This window comes from Dryocola baronae, assembly GCF_051297175.1.
Taxonomy (GTDB): domain Bacteria; phylum Pseudomonadota; class Gammaproteobacteria; order Enterobacterales; family Enterobacteriaceae; genus Dryocola.
Genome location: NZ_JBINNY010000001.1, coordinates 2,109,520 through 2,133,820 on the forward strand (window position 1 = coordinate 2,109,520; position 24,301 = coordinate 2,133,820).

At 55.8% G+C, this 24,301-nt stretch carries 18 protein-coding genes and 1 pseudogene; 11 read left to right on the forward strand and 8 right to left on the reverse strand.

Annotation, left to right across the window (positions count from 1 at the left end):
- Positions 1-3: 3 nt before the first annotated feature.
- The 5 genes and pseudogenes from ACSPHG_RS09910 to ACSPHG_RS09930 all read right to left on the reverse strand — a co-directional run bounded on the left by ACSPHG_RS09910 (position 4) and on the right by ACSPHG_RS09930 (position 7,367).
- Positions 4-2,181, reverse strand: coding sequence for a TonB-dependent siderophore receptor (locus ACSPHG_RS09910; RefSeq protein ID WP_435953301.1), 2,178 nt, complete (start codon positions 2,179-2,181; stop codon positions 4-6).
- 276 nt (positions 2,182-2,457) lie between these two features.
- A complete protein-coding gene (gene treA, locus ACSPHG_RS09915; RefSeq protein WP_435953302.1) occupies positions 2,458-4,170 on the reverse strand; it encodes an alpha,alpha-trehalase TreA in 1,713 nt (570 codons plus the stop codon).
- 188 nt (positions 4,171-4,358) lie between these two features.
- On the reverse strand, positions 4,359-5,744 hold the full coding sequence (locus ACSPHG_RS09920; protein ID WP_435953303.1) for a serine/threonine protein kinase: 1,386 nt from the start codon (positions 5,742-5,744) through the stop codon (positions 4,359-4,361).
- Between the two features lie 39 nt (positions 5,745-5,783).
- A pseudogene (locus ACSPHG_RS09925) lies at positions 5,784-6,735 on the reverse strand (hypothetical protein).
- A gap of 131 nt (positions 6,736-6,866) precedes the next feature.
- Positions 6,867-7,367, reverse strand: a complete 501-nt coding sequence (locus ACSPHG_RS09930) for an SH3 domain-containing protein (RefSeq protein WP_435953304.1) — start codon at positions 7,365-7,367, stop codon at positions 6,867-6,869.
- 944 nt (positions 7,368-8,311) lie between these two features.
- Between ACSPHG_RS09930 and ACSPHG_RS09935 the strand changes: the two genes are divergently transcribed.
- The 5 genes from ACSPHG_RS09935 to ACSPHG_RS09955 all read left to right on the forward strand — a co-directional run bounded on the left by ACSPHG_RS09935 (position 8,312) and on the right by ACSPHG_RS09955 (position 15,822).
- The gene (locus ACSPHG_RS09935; RefSeq protein ID WP_435953305.1) at positions 8,312-9,697 is read left to right on the forward strand and encodes a diaminobutyrate--2-oxoglutarate transaminase; all 1,386 of its coding nucleotides are present in this window, start codon (positions 8,312-8,314) and stop codon (positions 9,695-9,697) included.
- 18 nt (positions 9,698-9,715) lie between these two features.
- The gene (locus ACSPHG_RS09940) at positions 9,716-11,182 is read left to right on the forward strand and encodes a pyridoxal phosphate-dependent decarboxylase family protein (RefSeq protein ID WP_435953306.1); all 1,467 of its coding nucleotides are present in this window, start codon (positions 9,716-9,718) and stop codon (positions 11,180-11,182) included.
- 275 nt (positions 11,183-11,457) lie between these two features.
- Complete coding sequence (mqo, locus tag ACSPHG_RS09945) at positions 11,458-13,116, forward strand: malate dehydrogenase (quinone) (protein ID WP_435953307.1); 1,659 nt, start codon at positions 11,458-11,460, stop codon at positions 13,114-13,116.
- A gap of 125 nt (positions 13,117-13,241) precedes the next feature.
- On the forward strand, positions 13,242-14,555 hold the full coding sequence (locus ACSPHG_RS09950; RefSeq protein WP_435953308.1) for a serine hydrolase domain-containing protein: 1,314 nt from the start codon (positions 13,242-13,244) through the stop codon (positions 14,553-14,555).
- Between the two features lie 328 nt (positions 14,556-14,883).
- Positions 14,884-15,822: a hypothetical protein gene (locus tag ACSPHG_RS09955; protein WP_435953309.1), complete on the forward strand. Its 939-nt coding sequence runs from the start codon at positions 14,884-14,886 to the stop codon at positions 15,820-15,822.
- Between the two features lie 45 nt (positions 15,823-15,867).
- Here the strand turns inward: ACSPHG_RS09955 and ACSPHG_RS09960 are convergent, their stop codons facing one another.
- On the reverse strand, positions 15,868-17,208 hold the full coding sequence (locus ACSPHG_RS09960) for an AppA family phytase/histidine-type acid phosphatase (RefSeq protein ID WP_435953310.1): 1,341 nt from the start codon (positions 17,206-17,208) through the stop codon (positions 15,868-15,870).
- On the opposite strand from ACSPHG_RS09960, the gene ACSPHG_RS09965 reads away from it, so the two are divergent.
- Positions 17,186-17,404 carry a hypothetical protein gene (locus ACSPHG_RS09965; protein WP_435953311.1) on the forward strand — a complete coding sequence of 73 codons (219 nt, stop codon included), beginning with the start codon at positions 17,186-17,188 and terminating at the stop codon, positions 17,402-17,404. The genes ACSPHG_RS09960 and ACSPHG_RS09965 overlap by 23 nt on opposite strands.
- Positions 17,405-17,449: 45 nt before the next feature.
- Here ACSPHG_RS09965 and ACSPHG_RS09970 read toward each other — a convergent pair whose 3' ends face one another.
- Together ACSPHG_RS09970 and ACSPHG_RS09975 are read right to left on the reverse strand one after the other, a co-directional pair.
- The gene (locus tag ACSPHG_RS09970) at positions 17,450-17,611 is read right to left on the reverse strand and encodes a hypothetical protein (protein WP_435953312.1); all 162 of its coding nucleotides are present in this window, start codon (positions 17,609-17,611) and stop codon (positions 17,450-17,452) included.
- Positions 17,612-17,716: 105 nt separating this feature from the next.
- Positions 17,717-18,925 (reverse strand): hypothetical protein, encoded by a 1,209-nt coding sequence (locus ACSPHG_RS09975; protein ID WP_435953313.1) that lies wholly within the window; start codon positions 18,923-18,925, stop codon positions 17,717-17,719.
- A gap of 241 nt (positions 18,926-19,166) precedes the next feature.
- Here ACSPHG_RS09975 and ACSPHG_RS09980 point away from each other — a divergent pair, with 241 nt between their 5' ends.
- The 5 genes from ACSPHG_RS09980 (at position 19,167) to ACSPHG_RS10000 (ending at position 24,298) form a co-directional block, all read left to right on the forward strand.
- A complete protein-coding gene (locus ACSPHG_RS09980; protein ID WP_435953314.1) occupies positions 19,167-19,703 on the forward strand; it encodes a fimbrial protein in 537 nt (178 codons plus the stop codon).
- A gap of 54 nt (positions 19,704-19,757) precedes the next feature.
- The gene (locus ACSPHG_RS09985) at positions 19,758-20,315 is read left to right on the forward strand and encodes a fimbrial protein (protein ID WP_435953315.1); all 558 of its coding nucleotides are present in this window, start codon (positions 19,758-19,760) and stop codon (positions 20,313-20,315) included.
- Positions 20,315-22,831: an outer membrane usher protein gene (locus tag ACSPHG_RS09990; protein ID WP_435953316.1), complete on the forward strand. Its 2,517-nt coding sequence runs from the start codon at positions 20,315-20,317 to the stop codon at positions 22,829-22,831. Before ACSPHG_RS09985 ends, ACSPHG_RS09990 begins: the two co-directional genes overlap by 1 nt.
- 88 nt (positions 22,832-22,919) lie before the next feature.
- On the forward strand, positions 22,920-23,672 hold the full coding sequence (locus ACSPHG_RS09995) for a fimbria/pilus periplasmic chaperone (RefSeq protein WP_435953317.1): 753 nt from the start codon (positions 22,920-22,922) through the stop codon (positions 23,670-23,672).
- Between the two features lie 5 nt (positions 23,673-23,677).
- Positions 23,678-24,298, forward strand: coding sequence for a fimbrial protein (locus tag ACSPHG_RS10000; protein WP_435953318.1), 621 nt, complete (start codon positions 23,678-23,680; stop codon positions 24,296-24,298).
- Positions 24,299-24,301: the final 3 nt, after the last annotated feature.

A 24,301-nucleotide genomic window follows, 5' to 3' on the forward strand; every position in this document is an offset into this window, starting at 1 on the left:
GCTTTAGAAATCGTAACCCACGGTTGCGATAACGGAACGCTCGGCGCCCCAGTAGCAGTAGCCGGTGCCGTAGCAGCCCGCAACGTAGTCGCGGCCCGTCAGGTTGGTAGCGTTAACCTGCACGTAAGCGCCTTTCAGCGCCGGTGTCCACGCGCCCATGTCGGCACGCACCATGGCGTCCAGCAGGGTTGCGGACGGCACGCGCAGGGTATTTTCGTTATCGGCCCACTGCTTGCCGATGTAGCGAACGCCCGCGCCCAGGCTAATCCCGAGGTCGGCTTTGAATACGCCCCACAGGCTGGCCATCTGATCCGGCGTCACGTACGGCGTATTGCCGTCGTTGCCGTCGATAGCATCCTTAAAGCGAACCTTGTTCCAGGTGTAGCCCGCGATGGTGGAGAAGCGCTGGTTCCACTGGGAGCGCGCTTCAAGCTCGACGCCCTGGGAATGAACCTTCCCGGCAGGCTCGTAGTAGCTGCCCTGCACGATACGGTTGCCGACATCCTTCTGCGTCAGATCGTAAACCGCGACGGTGTACAGATCCGCCGTGCCGACCGGCTGATACTTCACGCCTGCCTCATACTGCTCGGCCGTTGTCGGTTTAAGCGTTTTGCCCTGCGCGTCCGGCAGGACCTGCGGCGTAATCGCCTGGCTATAGCTGACGTACGGAGAAATGCCGTTTTCAAACGCGTACAGCAGGGAGGCGCGGCCGCTGAAGTGGTCGTCGGTACGGTTATCGGTCACGTCGCTGTCAATGGCTGGCGCAACGATGTGGCTTTTGGTGACGAGATGGTCGTAGCGGCCGGACAGCGTCATGTGCCACTGGTTCCACTTCATATCATCCTGTAGATAAACGCCGCTTTGCTCGTACTGACGCTTGCCGGATTTGGTCAGCAAACCCTGGTTGATGGTGGCGTAGGTCGGGTCGCGCGGATCGTAATAGTAGAAGCCGCCAGGGCCGCCGGATTGACCGGTCCACGGATTGAGATTGGTGGTGTAGGCGGAATCGTCGGACAGGTTATTGGTGAACTTGTGGTATTCACCGCCCAGCACGACCCTGTGTTCCAGCTCGCCGGTGGCGAAGTCGGCTTCCAGCTGGTTGTCGATAGCCCAGGCGTCAAGGGATGAGGTTTCACCGCTGTAGTAGCGCGACAGTTCGTCGTGCGCCGCGTCCGCCCAGCCAATCTGGTAGGCCTGCTTCAGGCCGACGTTCGAATGGGTATAGCTCGCGTTGGAGCGGAAGGCCCAGACGTCGTTGAAGCTGTGGGCGAACTCGTAGCTGTAAATCTGCTGGTGGCGTTTGAATTCGTCGTTGCCCGGTTCGACGTCAGAGAAGCCGGTATCCAGCTTGCGGCCGGTGGAGGAATACAGGCTGCCGTCCCCTGGAACCGAGCCGTGGAAGCCGCCGGACGGATCTTTTTCCAGATAGGCGCGCAGCAGCAGGGAGGTATTGTCGTCCGGCTGCCAGAGCACGGACGGCGCAATGGCGTAACGCTCTTCGCGGGTATTTTCATACTGCGTATCGGTGTTGCGGGTCATGCCGGTGATCCGCCAGGCCCACTGGTCGTTAATGGCGTTGGTGTAGTCGAACGCGGTGCCGTTGGTGTTGTGATTGCCGTAAATCGCGCGGACGTGGCCTTCTTCAACAAACTGCGGACGCTTGGAGGTTTCCATCACCAGCCCGCCCGGCACCGTCTGGCCGTAAAGCGCGGAGGACGGGCCTTTGATCACGTCGATGCGTTCGAGGAACCACGGATCGACCTGCACAACGTTGTAGCTGCCGCCGTCGCTCATCAGGCGCAGGCCGTCTAAGAAGATATTGTTCACGTCGCCGCCGTGGAAGCCGCGCAGGGCAACGGTATCATAGCGCGTTGCGCCGCCCGCAAAGCCGGTGAAAACGCCCGGCGTGTAGTTGAGCGCGCTGTTCACGGACAAAGCGCCCTGATCTTCTATCTGCTGGCGGGTGATGACGGAAATGGACTGGCCGGTGGTGATAACCGGCTGGTCGGTTTTCGTCGCGCCGCGCGTGGTGCTGGCGGTGTATCCCTGAGTCGGTGAAGTTGCGGTGTCCGCAGGCTTAGCGGTGACGACAACCGTGTCTTCTGCCATAGCCAATCCCGGTGCGGCAAGTGCAAGCGCGCAGAGTAAAGCGGAGCGCTTTACGGTGAATGCCAGTTTCATCTTATTATTTTCCCGTGAAGGTAAAGTTGTAATCACGAACGGACGCCGCGAGCCGGAACGACCGGGGCATCAGAGGGTGCCACTGCATTTTTAGAATGCGAATTATTATCGTTATTGTTTCTGGATTCAAGTGCAGATTTTGGCGGGGGAGGCGGGCGAAAAAGCCCTGATAAGACAGGTGTTTTCGGGGGGTGTTTGGTGGATGGCGCTGCGCTTATCCCCCCTACAAAATCTAAACTGTAGGTCGGGTAAGCGCAGCGCCACCCGACATAAACGCTACTGTGCCGCTTTCACCGGCGCGGTTTCGGTCACCGGGCCGGGCGTTGCCGAAGGCAGCTTATCCGGCGTCGAGTCACAGGGCTTCTCTTTGCCGCACAGCAGGTCCAGCATTTTCAGCGTTACGCCGTTGGTCCAGCCGAAGCCGTCCTGCAGCGGATATTCCCCGCCGCCGCCGCCCGTACCCGTCGACGACACGTCATATTTTTCCACCAGCTTCTGCTCGCGGTTATAGGTCTGCTGCACGTTGGTCAGGAAGCGCCAGGTCACCTCCATGGCGAGATCCTTGTGGTTGTAGTTTTGCAGCCCCTCGGTTGCCACCCACTGCAGCGGCGCCCAGCCGTTTGGCGCATCCCACTGCTGGCCCGTTTTCACGTTGGTGGTGGCAAGGCCGCCGGCCTTCAGGAGCTGGGAACGCGTGACGCTCGCCATTTTATCGGCATGCTCTTTCGAGGCCGAGTGGACGTACAGCGGGAACAGCGCGGCCGCCGTCAGCTGGCTGCGCACCGCGTTGCGCTTCAGATCGTAGTCGGCATACCAGCCTTCTTTGGCGTTCCACAGGTTCGCCTCGATGGCCTTCTGACGCGCGTCGGCCAGCTGCTGATATTCGCCCGCGGCGGTGTTGTCTTTCGCCACGCTGCTGGCGTGCGCCAGCGTTTTCTCAAGCTGGTACATCAGGGAGTTCAGATCCACCGGCACGATGGAGGTGGTGCGAATCGAACCGAGCTGGTTCGGGTTGTCCATCCAGCGCGAGCTGAAATCCCAGCCGGATGCCGCACCGGCGCGCAGATCGCGGTAGATCTCGGTCGCCGGGCGGTTTGGATTGTTTTTCGCGGTGGTCACGTCGTCGAGCCAGGATTCGGTACGCGGCGTGTCGCGGTCGTCCCAGTAGCGGTTAAGCACGGAGCCGTCTTTCAGCTTCACGACGCGTTTGTTTTGCTCACCCGGCTGCAGCGCGTCGCTGCCTTCCATCCAGTAGGCGTACTCCTGCTTAAGCTGCGGCAGATACTTGCTGTACACCTCGTCGCCGCTGTGGCTGGCAAGCAGTTCGACCATAAAGGCAAAGAACGGCGGCTGGGAGCGGCTCAGGTAGTAGCTGCGGTTGCCGTTCGGGATGTGCCCCCAGGCGTCAATTTCGCTGGCGAAGTTATCCGTCATGTCCTGGACTTTGTCCCAGTGGCCGCTTTCCGCAAGCCCCAGCATGGTGAAGTAACTGTCCCAGTAATAGACCTCGCGGAAGCGGCCGCCCGGTACCACATACGGCTTCGGCAGCGGCAGCAGGGAATCCCATTTGCCGACGCTTTCGGTGGAGCGCGTCAGCACCGGCCACAGGCCGTCAATGTGCTCGCGCAGCGTCTGGCCTTCCGGCGGCACGTACTTCTCGCCTTCTTTCGGCAGCACGAAGTTCACTTCAACGAAATGCTGCAGGTCGAAGCTCGACTGGCTGCGCTGCATGCGGTAGTCCGCCAGAATCATCAGCGGGTCGCTTTTCGGCACGGCGTCGGCAAACGTTTTCTGATCGGGGAAAAGCTTCGCGGACTGCACGTCGGTAAACAGCGGGCCGAGCAGGGCGTCAGGCGGCTGCGGCTGGGTGCGAATCTGCGGATTGTCATCGGCGGTGGCCGGGAGGGTGAAGGTAACGAAGGCGCTGCCAAGCGCCATCTGGACTGCGAGCAGTAAGGTACGCGGACGGCGCAAACCGGGATTTATCATCTATTATTCTCCTTTGCAGGATCGCAGCCAAAGTTTACCGCGATCAACCCTATGAAAACCTTAGCCGAAATTCGGCGGGATAGGGTGGCGAATGTTGCAAAAGTACCGAATGCAGACTTTTTACCGGGCGGGCGCTCACAAATAAAAACTCCCGCACGAGGGCGGGAGCGGGGTTACGTCCTGGCAGATCAGCTTTGCGGATTGAGCAGCCAGGTGCCGGGCGTCACAACCGACAGCGATACGCTGCGCGACTGGCCCTGGTTGCTGAGCGTAATGTCGTACTTGCCCGCGGGCAGCTGCAAAACGCCGTAGCCGTTGGAAATGGGAACGTTTTTCTGCGGCTTGCCGTTCACCTGCATGGCGTCACCCTGGTTGATGCGGATATACACGCGGGCAATCAGCCCGTTTGCCGCTGTGCTCGCAGGGGCGGCCGCAGGATCGGTGCTTTGCGCCGCCGCAGTATCGTTAGCGGCCAGCGTTTTAGCCGCAGGAGCCTGCGTCTTACTGCCGAATATAGCGGCCCCAACGATAATTCCCACGACAACGCCCGCGGCAATCTGCAGCGGCGACTGATAGCGTTTCCACAACGGTCGCGCGGCGATATCGGTTTCTTCTTCTTCAACGGCAACCAGCATGGTGCCGGGTTTTTTCGCCCCCGGTAGCTCGCCGATATCGCCCAACGGGATTTCCGCAAGCCGGGCAAACTCGGCAATCGACTGCGGGCGGTCTTCCGGCTTGAGCGCCAGCGCGCGGTCAACGGCCGACAGCAGGCTGTGGGAATACCCGGCAGGCCCGCTTTGCGCAAGCGGCGTGCAGGTATCCTGAATGCTGCGCGCAACGCTTGCCTGCGGGGTGCTGCCGGTTATTAGCGTATAGAGCACGGCCCCCAGCGCGTAGATGTCCGTCCACGGGCCGAGCTGGTTTTCCAGGTCTTCGGTGTACTGTTCGAGCGGCGCAAAGCCCGGATGCAGCAGGGTTTTGCTTTCGTCGCTCATGCCGTTGACGTTACGGCGCGAGGCGGCAAAGTTCAGCAGCAGAGGAATACCGTTATCCTGAATCTGAATGCTTTTCAGCGACAGGTCGCGGTGGATATAGTCCCCGTCGTGCAGAGCGGCAAGCGCGCCGCAAATCATCGGCAGCATGCGGCGGATCCACGCCTCGTCGATGATTTCCGGCTTCTGCTGGTGCAGTTCCGCAAGCGTAATCCCGCTGTAAAACAGCGTGGCGGTATAGGCGGTTTCGTTGAGCGTCCAGAAGCGCAGCACCTGTAGCAGGTTGGGGTGGTTAAAGTGCGCGAGCTGGCGCGCTTCCTGAATAAAGCTGTTCAGGCCGGTAGTAAACTCGCTGCTGTCCTGTTTGCTGCGCAGCACCAGGCGCATGTTGTCGCTGCGCACGGTGAGCGCGCGCGGCATAAACTCGCGGATGGCGACCGGGCGTTCGAGCTGGTGATCCCAGGCGCGATAAACGATGCCCGTATTGGTTGAATCAATGACTTCCTGAATTTCAAACTCGTCGAAACGGTAGCCTGGCGGCAGAGCGTCCGGGATCCTCGGGGTGTAATCGTTATCTGTCATGATAGCTTTCTCTGCTCGAAAATTGACCAATATTCAGGGTTATTTCTGGGCTCGCCACGCGCCAACCGCCGGATCGCGCAGCTGCGGATGGAGGGAGTCAATCAACAGCAGCGTGATGGTGGCGTCGGGTTCGAGCCAGCCGGACCACACTTTGCGGATCTCATTGAGCCGGGTTTGCAGGCGCGCCTCGTCCAGCGCCATTTCGCGCGGGACTTCCACCGCGATGGTGCCGCTCGCCTGCCAGCCGTTTAGCTCGGGCTTGTAGGGCAGGATCATCCAGCTTTGCGGCGCATGTTCGGTGCTCACCACCATGCGTTCATTATTCAGGCCGGTGATAAGCAGGCTGTCGGCGTTGGTCTTGCTGTTAAGGCCGCTTACCGGGAAGCCGTGTACGAAGGTCATCTGCAGGCGTTTTTCGCCGTTTTTTACCGCTTTGCACGACTTCCGCGCGGCCGTTAAGCCAGCCGCCTTTTTCACATTTACCGTCGGGGATAAACAGCGCGGCGGCGTTTTCGTCGCCCTGCCAGAAGGTGCGCAGATGGCAGCCGTCCTGCAGCGTGAACTCCTGCCACGGGGTGCGGTCAGCCGGTGGCGACATCTCTTCGGCGCGTTCGGCGGTATTCGCCGTACCCGAGGCGGCAGGGGCAACGGTCACCGCCCACTCGCTTTTCTTGGTCGAGGTGCCGTAGGCCAGCGTATCGCCGCGATCGTCTTCCATGCGCCAGTTAACCAGCTCGATTTTTTCACACTGGTTTTCCAGCAGGGTGCCAAGACGGGGCATAAAGGTGTTCAGTAAAGAAGGGCTTTTATCGCCGTGGGCGACAATGCGCAGGGGGAGTTCCGTGTCGCACCAGCTCTGCGGGGAGTTGTTTTTGATGTTATCTATCCACACATCCAGCTTCTGCGAAGGGGACTGCACGATTTGATAGTTCCCTGCCAACACGGTGGTAGATGCCAGTAGCAGTGCCACACCTGAGAGCCAGAGTTTCATAAAATTCCTTGAAAGCCAAAGTGAGTACGGGAAAGGGGCGGCGCATCGGTCGGAGGTTGCGACCCTGCGCGCCCCTATATTCTCATGCTAAATAGGTGTACTAAAATTTTTCTTCTACGCCACGCGCGGCGTTAATCAATAATCCAGGTGCCGCTGTTGGCGTTCTTACAGGCCTTGCTGCCGTTGTCGACGGCGACGCAGGTCGAGGATGCTTTTTTGCTCGCCTTACGCGGGCGAGGGCGATCCTGTTTTATGGTCTGGGCGTACAGTTCGCTTTTAACCAGCGCGCGCATCGGCACGTAGCCCAGCATTTCCCGTTTGTCCTCTTCGGCAATCGCCAGCCACGCGTGTTCAACCTGGCCCAACACGGTGTAGGTGTGGCCGTTTTCAAGCTGGCTGATGACCTTGCCGCCGAAATCCGGTTTGCTCATGATCGATCCTGCATAGAGCGCGCGGTAGCTGGCGTCTATCGGCGTGAATTCGCTCGGCGCGGAAACCGCGTAACGGTGGGTGAGCGTCACACCGTTTATTTCGCTGGTCACCAGCGTGTCGTCCGTCATCTTCGGCGGCGGTGCCTTACATCCGACGACGCTTGTGACCACCAAAAGGGCTAACAGATATCGCAATTTCATCGTGACTTTCCCTGAAAAAATGGTTTAAACCCGACTGCCGTAGAACGCGCAGGTGCCGCAGAGGAAAAAATAGCCCATGGAGTGGGAAAAGCCCATGTGGTTTTAAGCTATTGGGCAGGAATCATCCTGACCCTTGAAGCGTAAACTTATTCACATGGGTTGTGCATAGTAGCCGAGATTTTACATAGCCTGAATAACAATTCAATGGCGAGATAACACAGCGACAACATTAAACGAAGCGGCAATTAATGAAGGAGGGAATACGCCGCAAAAATCGCGCCGCGGTGGAGCGTAACCCACCGGTCAAAAAAACAGCGGCCGCAGCCAGCGTTACACGTAACATTCTGAATTAAGGTGATAAAATTTGAGCAGATCCCTAACCGCCAACGCCGGCAAAAAATGAATAAAAGCGGGGCTGATAAGCGCTGCCTGAGGTTAATCTTAAATCAAAGTTATTCATGATTTGAATCATTGGGTCACTTCTGTGCAAACGGCAACGGCTAATTTTAAACGGCGGCGAATGTCAGCTTCGGTAAACATATTTCTCATTAACGCTAATTAAAGAATGTTGGCTGCGGCATGTCGGCGTTAAAAGGCTGCCCGACATTTTATAAATTGTATTTGGAATAAATTCCTCGCTAATCAGCCTTAAAGCCCGTTTCCCCGTTTCGCTGTCTGAGAGGCCAGCGGCTAATGACCTACAGCCAGACTGGTTATTCATTTGCAACATTTAAGGCCATGGAAAAGGCTTGTGACAGCATAAAAGGCCAAGTAGCGTGTAACCATCTGATATCGAAATGAAATATTTAACACTTTTCGTAGCAATAAATTATTGAGCGGACGCTTAAAAAAACCTATATTGGCCGCGCTTTTCATAGGCATGCGATTTTCTACTTAATTTATTCAATTGGGGCACAACGCTAAGCCCTGGTTGTAGGAGAGATATGATGACGGATAAAGTCCGTATTGATACTTTAGGTGCAAATTCTATTAAAGCTAACAACGAGACTTATTTAGCCAGACAGGCTGAATTTGAATCGAATGTCAGGAGTTATCCACGCAAGCTGCCGTTAGCTATCGCTAAAGCGGAAGGCGTTTGGATCACGGACGTTGAGAACAATCAGTATCTTGACTGCCTGGCTGGAGCCGGTACCCTGGCTCTTGGACATAACCATCCAGACATGCTGCAAAGCATCCAAAACGTCATTACCAGCGGCTTGCCGTTACATACTCTCGATCTGACAACGCCGTTGAAAGATCGTTTTTCCGAATATCTCCTCTCTTTATTACCCGACCAGGGCAAAGACTACTGCCTGCAGTTCACCGGCCCGTCCGGCGCGGACGCGGTTGAAGCGGCGCTTAAGCTCGCTAAAAAATACACCGGCCGTTCAGGCGTTATCAGCTTCTCCGGCGGCTATCACGGCATGACCCACGGCGCGCTGTCGGTCACCGGCAACCTGTCACCGAAGGAAGCGGTTAACGGCATGATGCCGGAAGTGCAGTTCATGCCTTATCCGCACCTTTACCGCTGCCCGCTGGGCATCGGCGGCGAAGCGGGCGTGAAGGCGCTGGCCTACTACTTCGAAAACCTGATCAACGACGTTGAGAGCGGCGTGCGTAAACCTGCTGCGGTGATTCTGGAAGCGGTGCAGGGCGAAGGCGGTGTGAACCCGGCTCCGGTCGAGTGGCTGCAGCGCATCCGTAAAGTGACCGAAGAGCACGGCATTCTGCTGATCGTTGATGAAGTGCAGGCGGGCTTTGCGCGCACCGGTAAATTCTTCGCCTTCGAACACGCGGGCATTCAGCCAGACATTATCGTGATGTCCAAAGCCGTTGGCGGCGGTCTGCCGCTTGCCGTACTGGGCATCAAAAAGCAGTTCGACGCATGGGAGCCAGGCCACCACACCGGCACCTTCCGCGGCAACCAGCTGGCGATGGCGACCGGCCTGACCACGCTTGCGCATCTGAAAGATAACAACATCGCGGATAAAGTCGCGGCGCAGGGCGAATGGCTGAAGGGCAAGCTGGCCGAGCTGCAAAAACGCTACCCGGTTATCGGCCACGTGCGCGGTCTGGGCCTGATGATCGGTATCGAAATCGTTAAGCCAAACGAAGCGCAGGATCACATGGGCTGCTATCCGGCTGATGCCGAGCTGTCCGCGCTGCTGCAGAAGAAATGCTTCCAGGCTGGCCTGATTCTGGAGCGCGGCGGCCGTAACGGCTGCGTGCTGCGTCTGCTGCCTTCGCTGCTTATTTCCAACGATGAGCTGGGTATTTTCCTCGATAAATTTGAGCAGGCGCTGTTAGCGGCCGGCGTCAAACCTGTCTGAGTGGAGCTTAAAACCGCTATGTCCGACGTAAACCCAATTCTGGCTGCCTCAAAGCAAAGCACCGAGGCCTACCAGAAGGCGATTGCCCAGAGCAGCCAGGCCGTTGTGCAATGGCTTGAGCAGCCTGAAATGTATCAGGGCAAGACCGTAGCCGAACTGCGCGAGCGTATTCAGCTTGATTTCAATCCTCAGGGCCTCGGCAACCAGGCGGCGATTGAACGTGCGATTGAGTACTTTTTAAAAGACAGCCTGTCGGTACACCACCCGCAGTGCGTCGCGCATCTGCATTGCCCGAGCCTGGTGGTAAGCCAGGCCGCCGAGGTGTTGATTAACGCCACTAACCAGAGCATGGACTCCTGGGATCAAAGCCCGTCGGCGACCATCATCGAGATGAAGCTTGTCGAATGGCTGCGCGCTCAGGTGGGCTACCAGCCCGGCGATGCGGGCGTGTTCACCAGCGGCGGTACGCAGAGTAACCTGATGGGCCTGATGCTGGCGCGCGACGCCTTCTTCGCCCGTCAGGGCCACTCCATCCAGCAGGATGGTCTGGTGGGTAACCTGCGCAAAATCAAAGTACTCTGTTCAGAAAATGCCCACTTCTCGGTGCAGAAGAACATGGCTTTGCTCGGCCTCGGCTACCAGTCGGTAACGCTTGTTAAAACCGACCGCTTCGCGCGAATGGACGTGAACGACCTCGCCGAGAAAGTCGCACAGGCGCAGGCCAACGGCGAGCAGATCCTGGCGATTGTGGCCACTGCGGGCACCACCGACGCGGGCGCGATTGACCCGCTGCGCGACATCGCAGCGCTTGCGGCACGGCACGATATTTGGGTGCACGTGGACGCAGCGTGGGGCGGGGCGTTACTGCTTTCTGAAAAGTATCGCGACTATCTTGACGGCCTGGAGCTGGTGGATTCCATTACCCTGGACTTCCACAAGCAGTTCTTCCAGACTATCAGCTGCGGCGCGTTCCTGTTAAAAGAGGCGCGTCACTACGAGCTGATGCGCTACCAGGCGGCCTACCTGAACTCCGAGTTTGACGAAGCGCAGGGCGTGCCGAACCTGGTATCTAAATCGCTGCAAACCACCCGCCGTTTCGACGCGCTGAAGCTGTGGATGGGGCTGGAAGCGCTGGGCCAGAAGCAGTACGCGGAGATCATCGATCATGGCGTGACGCTTGCCCAGCAGGTTGCGCACTACATCGCCGAGCAGCCTTCGCTTGAGCTGGTGATGGAGCCGCAGCTGGCGAGCGTGCTGTTCCGCTATCGTCCGGCGCAGCCTGCCGGCGATGCGGCCATCGCATTGCTGAACCAGAAGATCGGCGATGCGCTGTTAGAATCCGGGCGCGCGAACGTTGGCGTCACCGAATTCGACGGCGTTACCTGCCTGAAGATGACGCTTTTGAACCCAACGGTTAGCCTGGAAGATATCCAGCTTCTGCTGGCGCTGGTGGAAAAAACCGCGCAGCAGCTGATGGACGCCTAGTCCGCAACCCGGCGTTTAGCGTAAATAAAAAGCCGATAACATCATCTGTTATCGGCTTTTTTATTGGTTGTTGGGCGGGAATATTAACCTGATAATATTTTCTTTCGGTCACGAATAATATTTCCACACTCACATTGCCACTGCTTTTTTTAATTTAAAAAAGCAGTGGCAATGTTTATAAGGTTAATTGATTTTGTGAATGAAGTTTTAAATTTCGTTAAAATTGCGTTAGCATATGCGCACTTCATTCATTATTGCGATGTAATATTCCTATTATGCCTGCACTCAATAAGACGATTATTTCTCTGACCACGCTCGCGCTGTTTGTCAGTTCAGCAACCTGGGCGAAAACTGAAACCACTCAAAAAACCGATTTCCTGCTGATCGGCGGCGGCATTATGAGCGCCTCGCTTGGCACCTGGCTTGAAGAGCTACAGCCGGAATGGAAACAGGTGATGGTGGAGAAACTCGACGGCGTGGCCCTTGAATCTTCAAACGGCTGGAATAACGCCGGTACCGGCCACTCCGCAAATATGGAGCTGAACTATACGCCGGAGCGCCCGGACGGCACTATTGACGTCACCAAGGCGCTGGAAATAAACGAACAGTTTATGATTTCCCGCCAGTTCTGGTCGGCGCAGGTGAAGCGCGGTATTTTGAACGATCCGCACGCCTTTATTAACTCCACGCCGCACATGAGCTTTGTCTGGGGCGATAAGAACGTTAATTACCTTGAAAAGCGTTATGACGCGCTGCAAAAAACGACGCTTTTCCAGGGCATGAAATTCTCCACCGACCATCAGCAAATTAAACAGTGGGCACCGCTGGTCATGGAAGGGCGCGACGCGAATCAAAAAGTTGCCGCGACCTGGACCCCGGTTGGCACCGACGTCAACTACGGTGAAATTACCCGCCAGCTGATCGGCAGCCTGAAGAAAAACAAAAACTTTTCCCTGCAAACCTCTGCCGAAGTTACCGACTTCAAGCGCAACGACGATAATTCCTGGCACGTGACCATTAAAGACGTCAACAGCGGCGACGAGCATGCGATCGACGCGAAGTACGTGTTTATCGGCGCGGGCGGCGGGGCGCTTAAGCTGCTGCAAAAAACCGGCATTCCGGAGGCGGATAACTACGCGGGCTTCCCGGTCGGCGGCTCGTTCCTGATGACCGAAAACCCGGCGGTGACCAGCCAGCACCTCCAGAAAGTCTATGGCCAGGCGTCCGTGGGCGCACCGCCAATGTCCGTGCCGCACATTGACGCACGCTTCATCGACGGTAAACGCGTTGTGCTGTTTGGGCCGTTCGCGACCTTCTCCACCAAGTTCCTGAAAAACGGCTCCATCTTCGATCTGCTGAGCACCACCACGACCAGCAACGTGATGCCGATGACCGACGTGGGCCTGGATAATTTCGACCTCGTGAAATACTTAATCAGCCAGGTCATGCTGAGCGATGAAGACCGCTTTGCGGCGCTGAAAGAGTACTATCCGGCGGCGCGTCAGGAAGACTGGAAGCTGATTCAGGCCGGTCAGCGCGTGCAGATCATCAAGAAAGATGCCGACAAGGGCGGCGTGCTTAAGCTTGGCACCGAAGTGGTTGTCGACAAGCAGAAGACCGTTTCCGCACTGCTGGGCGCATCGCCTGGCGCATCTACCGCCGCGCCTATAACCCTTAACGTGCTCAAGCAGATGTTCCCGGAGCAGTTCAGCTCGCCGGAATGGCAGAGCAAAATCCGTGAAGTGGTGCCGAGCTACGGCCAGAACCTGAACGGCAATACGGCGCTGACCCAGCAGGTTTGGGATGATACCGCCGCTACGTTGCAGCTGACCAAGCCGCCGGTTATTCAGATGGATAATTTGGATAACGCGCCGCAGGCAAAACCAGCGCAGGAAAAGCCGTCGGAAGCGCCTCAACACGACATGGCGTTGTAACAACGTTATTAAAACCCTTCCCAACTCTGCGGGGGGATTTTCCCCCGCTGTCCGACCCTCGCATTTCCTTAACGTGCAGTAAAGTGGCCGCCATAACGGCTTCTTACCGCACTTAAGGAAATGACATGACCAAGCTGAACACCGGAATTTGCCTGCTTGCCCTTTGCATGGGCACCGCTCTACAGGTTCAGGCCGCCCCTGCCGCTAACGACTGCCGGACGCTAAAGCTCGCGACCTGTCCTGCGCCTGCCGATAAGCCGTTGCCCGACGTCAAAAAGATGCTGACCTGGGACCAGCAGCAGCGCGTTATCGGGTTTCGTAACGACTATCGATCCTATGAAGGCGACGTCTTTAAAGCCGGGAAGGCCGTGCCCATTCCGCGCGCGGCAAGAGATTTATCGAAGGTAGCCTATCGGTATCAGGGCAAGGAGATTGCCCTGGCAGAGTACCTCAAGCGTAACAGCGTCACCGGCATGATGGTGATTAAGGACGGGAACATCGTCTGGGATTATTACGGCAGCGGTAACACGCCGACCACGCTTTGGACGTCGCGCTCCGTGGGGAAATCCGTCGTTTCAACGCTTGTCGGGGTAGCGCTTAAAGAAGGGAAAATCGCCTCCCTTGACGATGAGGTGGTCAAGTACAACCCCGACGTGCGCGGCACGGCGTGGGAGCATGTTACCCTCCGCCAGCTTTTGCAGCACACCTCCGGCGTGACCTGGGGTGAAGACTACACCGATCCTAAGTCTGACTTTGCCCAGCTAACCCAGTGTGAGGCCAACGACGATACCTACTCCTGCGTCAACGGGCTGGTTAACGATCCGCAGCGCAGGGCGTATGCCAAACCGGGGGAGGCGTGGTCTTATTCATCCGGCGGCGCGTGGCTGCTGGGCGACACGCTGGAGAAGGCTACCGGCAAATCGCTTGCGCAAAATCTGCAGGAGCAAATCTGGCAGCCTTACGGCATGAATCACGACGGCGTCTGGCACAGCTATCAGCAGGGCAGGCACGACGTGGGCGCGCACGGCTTTAACGCCACGCTCGAGGACTGGGGCAAGTTCGGGCTGTTTATCATGAATAACGGCGTACTGCCTGACGGCACGAAAAAGCTGCCGGATAGCTGGGTTGCGCAGGCCAGAAGCTGGAACCAGGCCGCAAATTCCGTTACCGCCGCTCATCCTGACGGCAGCTACGGCTACGAATGGTGGAACAACAGCGTTCCGGCAAACGCGGGCGACGTGGGGCCGAAACACGGCCTTGAGAGCAAAGACACGATGTGGGCGCTGGGCATTTTCGGGCAGATGATCGTGGTGAACCAAAAGGAAAAGCTGGTCATCGTGCAGTGGTCAACCTGGCCGAAGGCCGAGCCGTCATTCAGCGCGCAGCCGCTTGAAGCCTCCCTCATGTTTAACGCCATCGCGAATCATCTGGCGAAGTAAATTTTCGCCGTTAGTAACTCAGCATTTAAAGATCCACGCTCCGGCGTGGATTTTTTCATTTCGAACAACGGGCGGGCCGTTTCTGGAATAAATGTTCGGACGCGTGAGACAGCCGCACGTTACTCATTAACCATTGTTATATATTGACTATATTCTTCCGTAACGCCATTTAATAAAAGTATTAACTATAAAAACGGCTGTTTTATGGTTAGTTAGCGCATTTCAGACTACTTTTAATAGTGTTACACGAATGAATTGTCTGTGGCCTTTTACTTTGTTTATCCCTGTCTGCGGTTTCATTAACCTCCTTAAATATGGGGAATTAATAATGGTCGATTATCAAACCACAAATCGTAATGACGATGTTGATGGATACCTGCCGGCTCGACGCCTGCACCTAAGAACGCTTTGCTGGAGCGCCGTTTTTGCAGGCGTGGTTATCTCTATGGTGGTCTATTTGCTGCTGATTATTCTCGGCACGGCAATTGGCCTGAGCACGATTGATCCTTTGAAGGAGCAAAATCCGCTTGATGGCATCGGTACGGGGGCGGCCATCTGGACGGGCCTGAGTATGCTGATTTCCATTGCGGCAGGTGGTTACATCAGCGGCTGGGTTGCCCGTCGTGAAGGCATGCTGCACGGCGTATTAATGTTTGGCGTGAACACTCTGCTGTGTACTTTATTTATGTTTGTTGTCGCCAACGGCGCAATGATGGGCGTATTTAACGTATTGGGTTCAGGCCTGCAGGCGGCCGGGAGCGGTATTTCCGCCGCCGCACCGCCGGTTACCGATATGGTAAAAGAGAAGCTGAATGAAAATAATATCAACCTGGGCAGCCTTCAGCGCGAGCTGGAAACGAATTTAACCCAGCCAAACGCGGGGAATACCCAGAACGGCAATAGCGATATCGCCGGGTTTATTAAAGGACTGACGGAAAGAAATGACGCGACCTTCCAGGATTCGGATCGGCAGGCGCTGAAAAATATCATCATGTCCCGCACCGGTAAAACGGATGCGGAAGCCGATCAGATCGTCGCGCAAACTGAGAAAAGCTATCAGGACGCGCGGGCAAAATATGAAGAGCTGAAAAAACAGGCTGAACAAAAAGCGCGTGAAGCGGGCGAGAAGGCTGCTGCCGCGGCGGCTAAAGCCAGCTGGTTTGCGTTCTTTATGCTGATTATCGAGGCGGTCATCGCCGGGGTGATGGGTAAAGTAGGCAGCCATACCAAACGTCACGAGCTGACGGAAGATCAACGTTACCTCTAAGCACGTTTAATACCGGCCCCTGAACTTTTAGGGGCCGGTATTTTTTTATTGCAGCTGACAATCCTTTTCGACACTCTCACTCACCAGGCGCGTAAACGTCGCCAGCGGGCAATATCCCTCGGGGGTTTGGTCCCTGCATCCCGGTATTTTTAGCGGCAATATTCCCGCCGGTTCTTTCAAACTTAGCGGCGTTTCATTACGCAGCTGCGCCAGCGTCTGATACATCATTTTAAGACTGACATAGCGTTGACCCGTTTTATCGGCCAGGCGCTCGAAGACCAGCGCGCCGCCGGGCGGCGTATTGTCCGGCTGCTCCGGAAGCGTCCAGCTGACGCCCAGCATGCCGGAGATGTTGGCGATATTGGTGTCGTGTCCCGCGATAAACAGAACGTTGTTGTTGGCATCCATCCCCGGGAAATTGCCTACGGTGGCCGTGGGTTCAAGGGCGCTTGCGACGCTTTGCAGCAGCGGCGTACCGTTGTGTCTGGCAATATAAGGCGTGCGCGACATCAGGTTAAACTGCGCGTTATGCAGCTTTAGCAGGGTCGTCCACTCTGCATCCGTTTGAATATTTCCCCACGCCGCCTTCGTCATGCCCTGCGCGTGTTCGAGGAGGAAAATTTCTGCGAGCGTTGACGAAAGCCCAACCGCACCCTCGAGCGCAATTTTGCTGCCGCCGTCTTTAATCGACAGCCTGCTCGGCATCCCCCGGGCGAAATCACAGGTTTCATCGCCTGTCTGCTTCTGACACCAGGCCGATTTCGGGAAATCCAGCACGCGGCTCATTAGCGCCAGGGAAGGAAGATACTGCTGGTTCAGCTTATCAACGGGCGCACCGGCCTGCTGTTCAACCGCCTTCTGGATCCGTGCCGAATCCATCTTGCAGATACCGGCTTTCAGCGGATGAAAAAGAGGGTCAACCTGCTTAACGTCCTGCTGATGATGGACGGTTAAACTGCAGCCGGGAGCGAAGCCTGCAAGAAACGCCTCGCCGGTTTTACGCGTGCGCTCATCCACATCTGCCCAGACGTAAACCGAACCCGGCGTCGGACACAGACCTTTTTCCAGAAGCCCCTGCTGTTGGAACCGCGCGCGATAAAACCCGCCCATCAGGCTGACTAAGCGCTCGCCACGCGGCGTGATATAGCCAAGCTTTACCGGCCATTCGGGCCAGGCGTTGGGCGTAACGTCGCGCATCAATGGAGTCATTTTGGTCGGCGAACGCACGCCGTGGCGGCTGAGGATAACGACCTTTTCTAGCCGATAGCCGGGAGATGGGGTGTCGGCTGCGTTAGCCGTCGTAGAGCTTAGCGAAAGGGCAGTGAGAAACGCGAGCAGGAGGGCGTGACCAGGAAGCTTATTAATGGCGAACACAGAGACGATCATTTACGGCCTCTTTATTATTAGCTTGATAAAGCAGAAGCGGCAGGGGTCAGATGAACACCATCATCAGGCTGCCGAGGAGAGTTACAGTCTGATAAATATACGCTTTAAACCCGGTTGGAACGATGCTTTTGTCGTATTTATGAAGGTTAATCAGGCACAAAATCCACGCCGTGGCGTGGATGCTGAAATTTTGTAAACCTAATAACAGGTGCGCACTGCGGGTGATAAAAATCAAGCGCGCTTAAAGAAAGGATTCCGCTACCAGATATAGCCAATAAATGCCGCCCACCATACCGGTCACTATCATGGCGAAGCTCAGCAGCGTAACCTGACCCGGCGTGAAGGTAACGCTTTTTGCCCAGTTATAATACTTGTCGTTAAGCCGATTTTTTAGCGCTAACATAAAGTTCCTTTTAGTGGTATGCCTGTTCGCCTGCAGGTGAATTTATGCAGTCAGGATAAAATCCACGCCGGAGCGTGGATTTAAGCTTCTGAGAAGCGGAATGACCTAGCTGTCTTGTTTTAACTGGGACTTAAGCTCGTCCATTTTCGCTGTGAGCGGGCTCTTCCTGGCTTCCAGTACAGATATATAGTCATGGCATGATTTAATTTCGCCTGATGCAATTTCCTTATTCTTTTCTAATGAGCGAATGGCTTCTTGCTTGTAATTAATTCGCTGCTCAATCTCCTGTTTTGCCGAAAGAGAATTATCAGATTTAACTTGACTGATTAAACTCCGATAATCACTCTTGGTTTGCGATATTTCTTTTTGCACAGCCTTAATGTTTTTCGGTGCTTCAAAGACATTTTTCACCAGCTGTTGCCAATTTTTTCCAGCGGAGTTAGGTTCTTTAGTCGTGGCAGAATAACTATGGGCACCTTCTTTTCGGACGTAACCAAAATTATCGATGGCATATTTATCGCTGCCCAGATGTTCACGCCAGCTGGTGGTGCCAAAGCCCGTATCGCGCTTATCATAAATATAGCCAGCCTCAGCTTTTTTAAGATCCTGCTCGGCGCTGCTTACGCCGTGCCTTCTTGCAAAATCGAGTAAAACCGCACGACTATTTTCATGCGCGGCAATTTTCTTATTTAATGCACTGATTTCGGCATTTTGTTTGGCCTCGAGCTTACTGATTTTTGCTTCAGTATCTTTTAAGCGCTTGGCATCTTTGAGCGCAAAGTCTTCCGGTGAGAGAGTCTTTAGCGCATTCTCCAGAGGCTTAATCTCATTATCCAGTTTTTTAATCTGCGCATCAGCTTTGGCAATGTTTTCCTGAAGCTTGGCAATCTCATTTTTTTCCTGAGAAACATCTCTGGCTATGCTTTGGAGATCGTTAGTAAGGCCTTTAATCTCGCCGTTTATTTTTGCATTGTGAGCATTGATTTCACTTTTGTGAATGTCCTGCACCACCGGAGCAAGCTTCTGTTGAATATTTTTAAGCTTCTCTTCTTTCTTGTCATGCATTTTGGAATTCTGCGCTTCAAGCTTGTCAAATAACTTGCTGAAAGTATCTTTTAACGCGGCAGGGTCTTTTGGACATGATTCCATTTTTGTCATTAGCAGCTGGCCGACCTCAACCTTATCGCATTTATTGAGGATTCTGTTCAGCGTGTTGACATCGCCTTTATGAATGCGTTTATCACCGTCGTTAAGTAAGTTTTTATAGGCTGAAATAAAGCTGTTTTGGTCGCGTACGCTTAATGAGTTAGACATGATTTAGTTCCGAGTGTCGATTTAGTAGGTAATTTAGCAATGTGATAAATCGTATAGCCCCTTCCGGAAAATTTCTTCTAAAAAACGCTTTTTATATATTTCGCTCGTAGGTGGAATTGAGGCGGTTTTTGATATCAGTTATTAAAACGCTCACGTAAATTAGATTATTCCCGTTGCGCAGTCGCGGCAGCGAGGCTTCTTGTGAATAACGCTAGTAAGAAACTTATAAAGGAATGAGTAAATGCAATTAACCAAATTGGTTTGGGCCTTTGGTATGGGGGCTGCCGTACTGGCAGGCCAGGCACAGGCAGGCGATCAGGGCCACGGCACGGTTAAGTTTACCGGCAGTATTATTGATGCCCCATGTTCAATTACCCCTGAAACCATTGAGCAGACCGTCGATTTGGGCGAAATCTCCAATAAATCTCTGCTCAACGGCGGAAAGTCCAACCCGCGGCCGTTTGATATCAAACTGGAAAGCTGCGACCTCTCGGGGCTTACGGATAAAACCGTCACCATTACCTTCACCGGGCCGGAATCCAGCGCTCAGCCCGGCTATCTGGCGATTGTCGGCAGCAGCGCCAGCGGGGCGGCTATCGGTATTACCAACGGTGAGGGCACCAACATTCCGCTTGGTACCGCCAGTTCCGCGACAAAAACTCAGCAGGGTGATAACACGCTGACCTACTCCGCCTACCTCAAAGGAAACGGCGGGAGCACAGCGGTCGTGCCGGGTTCCTTCACCTCGGTTGCCAATTTTACTCTGGCCTATCAGTAAGCACGCAGCAGGCCTTCTGCGTTTTTCTATACGGTTTTCGTTTGTGAGATACCTATGAATAGCAGTGCTTCGTTTGTAGTGCCCTCCCTGCTGGTGTGGCTTGTGCTATCCCTGGCCGCTTCAGGCGCGCTGGCGAAGGATGCGGCGAATCAGGGGCATGGAAAGGTAAGCATGCAGGGGTCGATCGTCGACACGCCCTGCGCGATCGCCGTGGCCAGCCGGGAACAGGTGATCGATCTGATGACTATCCCACTGGAACAGGTCATCCGTGACGGTGCTGGCCCTTCTAAGCCATTCAGTATTCATCTGGAAAATTGCGCTTTTGAGCAGCTGATTCCTAACCAGCAGGACTGGTCGCATTTCATGGTGACCTTTGATGGTCCCGTTACCGACGGCGAGCTGTTTGCTCTCCACGGTGGCGCTCGAGGTATCGGGTTAGAGATTTCCGATGCCACCGGAAACCGTATGCAGCCCGGCATTGCTTCGCAGGCGGGCCTGCTGCAGCCCGGTGCTATGCGCCTTGATTACTCACTACGTTTGGTGGGCAACCATCAAAAACTACGGGCCGGGGCTTACTCCACTACCGTGCGTTTTAAACTGGATTACTTTTGATGAGGCAGGTTTTAAATCACGCCGGCGCAGGGCTGCGCCGTTGTCCTGTAGCGCTGATGGTGGCGCTGGCTTTTCAGGGGGCAAAGGGATACGCGGCAGAGGCAATAGAATTCAACACGGATGTCCTGGATATTAGTGACCGTTCACACATCGACCTTAGCCAGTTTTCTCAGGCAGGGTACATCATGCCGGGTAAGTATCAGATGGTTATCCGTCTGAACAAAGCCGAGCTGCCGGAGCAAACGTTAGCGTTTATTAAACCTGACAACGATCCTCAGGGCAGCCAGGTGTGCCTTACGCCACAGGTCATTGCTCAACTGGGTTTAAAAGCTTCTGCCTTGCGCGATCTCAAGTGGTGGCACAGCGGGCAATGTCTGGATACCGCGAGCCTGCCGGGGGTAACCGCGCGGGCAGATCTGGGCGAAAGCGCGCTCTACCTGAACGTTCCCCAGGCGTATCTGGAATATACCGCCGACAACTGGGATCCGCCCGCTCGCTGGGATGACGGTATTGCCGGGGGCATTTTTGATTACAACCTTAACGGACAGTCGTCGCGTTTTACCGGCGCGAGCCGCAGGGATGTCCAGTCGCTTAGCGGCAACGGAACCACGGGGTTTAACCTGGGGGCATGGCGTTTTCGCGCCGACTGGCAGGGGCAGTACAACCATACCCGTGGCGCCATGAACAACACGCAGCGTGACTGGCAGTGGAGCCGCTACTACGCCTGGCGGGCGATCCCCTCGTTAAAATCGAAGCTGATGCTCGGTGAGAACTACCTCAATTCCGGCATGTTCGACAGTTTCCGCTACACCGGAACCAGCATGGAGTCTGATGACAATATGCTGCCACCAAACCTGCGCGGCTACGCGCCGGAGGTCGTCGGCGTGGCAAAAACCAACGCCAAAGTGACCGTGAGCCAGCAGGGAAGGGTTATTCATGAAACCACGGTCGCCGCAGGGCCGTTTCGGATTCAGGATTTGAACACCGCCGTTTCGGGCACGCTGGATGTGAAGGTTCAGGAGCAGGATGGCACTTCGCACAGTTTTCAGGTGGATACGGCAAGCATTCCCTATCTTACACGCCCGGGCAGCGTGCGTTACAAACTCGCCTTCGGTAAACCTTCAGATTACCGGCACGATAGCCAGGGGCCGGGGTTTGCCACCGGCGAATTCTCCTGGGGGGTGAATAACGGTTGGTCATTGTACGGCGGTAGCCTGCTGGCCGACGACTATCACGCGCTGGCGGCAGGGATTGGCCGCGATTTGCTGGCGTTAGGGGCGCTTTCATTTGACGTCACCCAGTCCCATGCGGAACTGCCAGGGGACAACACCAAAACGGGCGGCTCGTGGCGTCTTAGCTATTCCAAACGTTTTGACGAATACGACAGCCAGGTCACCTTTGCGGGCTATCGCTTTTCCCAGCGCGACTTTATGAGCATGAGCGAATATCTGAACGTGCGCTATCACGGCATCGTCGGTAACAACAGTAAAGAGTTGTACACCATCGCTTTCAATAAGCAGTTCCGCAGTCTGGGCCTGAGTGCCTATGCGAACTATAGCCACCAAACCTACTGGAACCGCCCGGATAACGATAGTTACAACCTCTCTCTGTCGCGCTATTTCGATGCCTGGCGTTTTAAAAACGTCAGCCTCAACCTGTCGGCCTATCGAACGCTTTATAACAACACCAGCGATGACGGCATGTATCTCAGCCTGTCATTGCCGTGGGGTAATAGCAGCACGTTGAATTTCGACAGCCAGGCGGGCAGCACGGGTAATAGCACTACGGTGGGGTATTTCGACCGCCTCGATAGCAATAACAGCTATCGGGTCAAGGCCGGAGCGGGCAGCAGAGGCAATGCGGTTGGCAGCGGTTACTTCACCCATCAGGGGAACAGCGCGGAGATGAGCGTCAACACCAGCTACGAAGGTAGCCGCTATCACTCCGTCGGCCTTTCTGCTCAGGGCGGCATAACCGGCACCGCGGAAGGCGTTGCGTTACACCGTGTAAGCACAATGGGGGGGACGCGAATGATGGTCGATACCTCGGGCGTCAGCGGCGTTCCGGTGCGGGGATACGGTGGCGTTACCGAGACTAACCGGTTTGGCAAAGCCGTCGTCTCGGACATCAGCAGCTACTACCGAAGCAGCGTGAGCGTGGACGTTAACAAGCTGGCGGATGACGTTGAGGCTACGCGCTCGGTGGTGCAGGGCACCCTGACCGAAGGCGCGATCGGTCTGCGTCGCTTCGGCGTTATCGCCGGGGAAAAAGCGATGGTCACCGTCCGTCTTGCGGACGGCACTACGCCGCCGTTTGGTGCTGTAGTGATGGGGCTTGGCGGTCATCAGGCTGGGATCGTTAACGATGGCGGCCAGGTTTGGCTAACCGGAATGAATGCCGGAGAAGCGATGCGCGTGGTATGGGACGGGAAAACCCAGTGCGAGCTGAGTCTGCCGAAACCCTTACCCAAAGATCCCGATAATCTCATGCTGCTGTGCCAAAGCGTACGGGCTTAAGCCTCCTGCTATCAGGCAAAAGCGTGAATGACACTTCGGTCGCCGCGCAAGACGGCACGGCGACATCCTGCAAAGCGAGTTTCAATTGATGAAAAACTATTCTTATTTGACGATGACCTCCACCGCCCTGATTGCCGTACTGATCAGCCAAAGCGCGACGGCGGCCATTGCTCTTGACCGTACGCGTGCCGTCTTTAACGGTGCAAATAAATCGATCAGTTTAAATATCACCAACCAGAATAAAATGTTGCCCTATCTGGCCCAGGCATGGGTAGAAGATGAGCAGGGTAACAAAATCACCCAGCCTCTGACCGCGCTTCCGCCGCTACAGCGGGTAGAGCCGTTGGCAAAAGGCCAGGTGAAACTGCAGCTGATGGGCAATGCCAGCACGCTGCCTCAGGATAGAGAGTCGCTGTTTTACTTTAATCTGCGTGAAATCCCGCCCAAAAGCACGAAAGCCAATACCCTGCAGATTGCCCTGCAGACGCGAATCAAGCTGTTCTACCGGCCGGAATCCATTGAAATCAATAGATCCGAAGGCGAAAGCGTGTGGCAGGAAAAAATTACGCTTAAGCGAGAAGGGGATAAATACCGCGTTATTAATCCCGGCCCCTATTACGTGACCCTGGCCGGGGCATACGAACGCCCGGACAGCCCTCCGATTGCAGGTTTCGATCCGGTGATGGTTGCCCCTCGTTCAGACGCTTTGCTGAACATCAAGGCATCGACGCTGGGACAGAAACCGATGCTGGCATGGATTAACGACTACGGCGGGCGACCGAAGCTTATCTTCAACTGCGCGGGCAACGTTTGCCGGGTCACCGGGAGTAAAGCCGGGTGAGGCTGATGGAGAAGCAAAACAGGTGGAATGACCACGTTCTGGCAGGGTGCAGCCGCGCTGCCAGCGCCCTGGCTTTGGCGCTGGTGCTGCCGCCGACGGCCTGGGCGCTGCCCGACAACTGGAACGTTGAAGGCGTAAACGGGGCACTGCATGTTTCGGGCGATTTTGTCGAGGGGGCATGCCGCCTCGACATGACTTCTCAAACTCAGGAAGTCAGTCTCGGCAACACGTCGACCGAGGCGCTGCGAAACCCGGGCGATCGCGGTGAGCCGGTAGCCTTTACGCTGAGGTTACGTGACTGCGTGCGCAGCGGGTCAGAGATGCTCAATACGCGGAGCGGGAACAGCAGCTGGGATCCGCTTCAGCCGGCCGTCAGCGTGACTTTTTTGGCCCCCGCGGATGCCGACAGCCCCGAGCTGGTGCAGGTGAACGGCCTCACCGGGCTGGGCTTGAGGATCGCCGACAGCGCCCGGCGTGACGTGCGGTTAGGCGAGCGTACGCTGCCGCAGTTTGTCACCCCGACCAATGATGCGCTGGTCTACTACGTGCAGCCCGAACGCACTCCGGCCCCGTTAACGGCGGGGACATGGCAGGCGACGGTCGGCTTCAGGCTGAATTATGACTAAGGA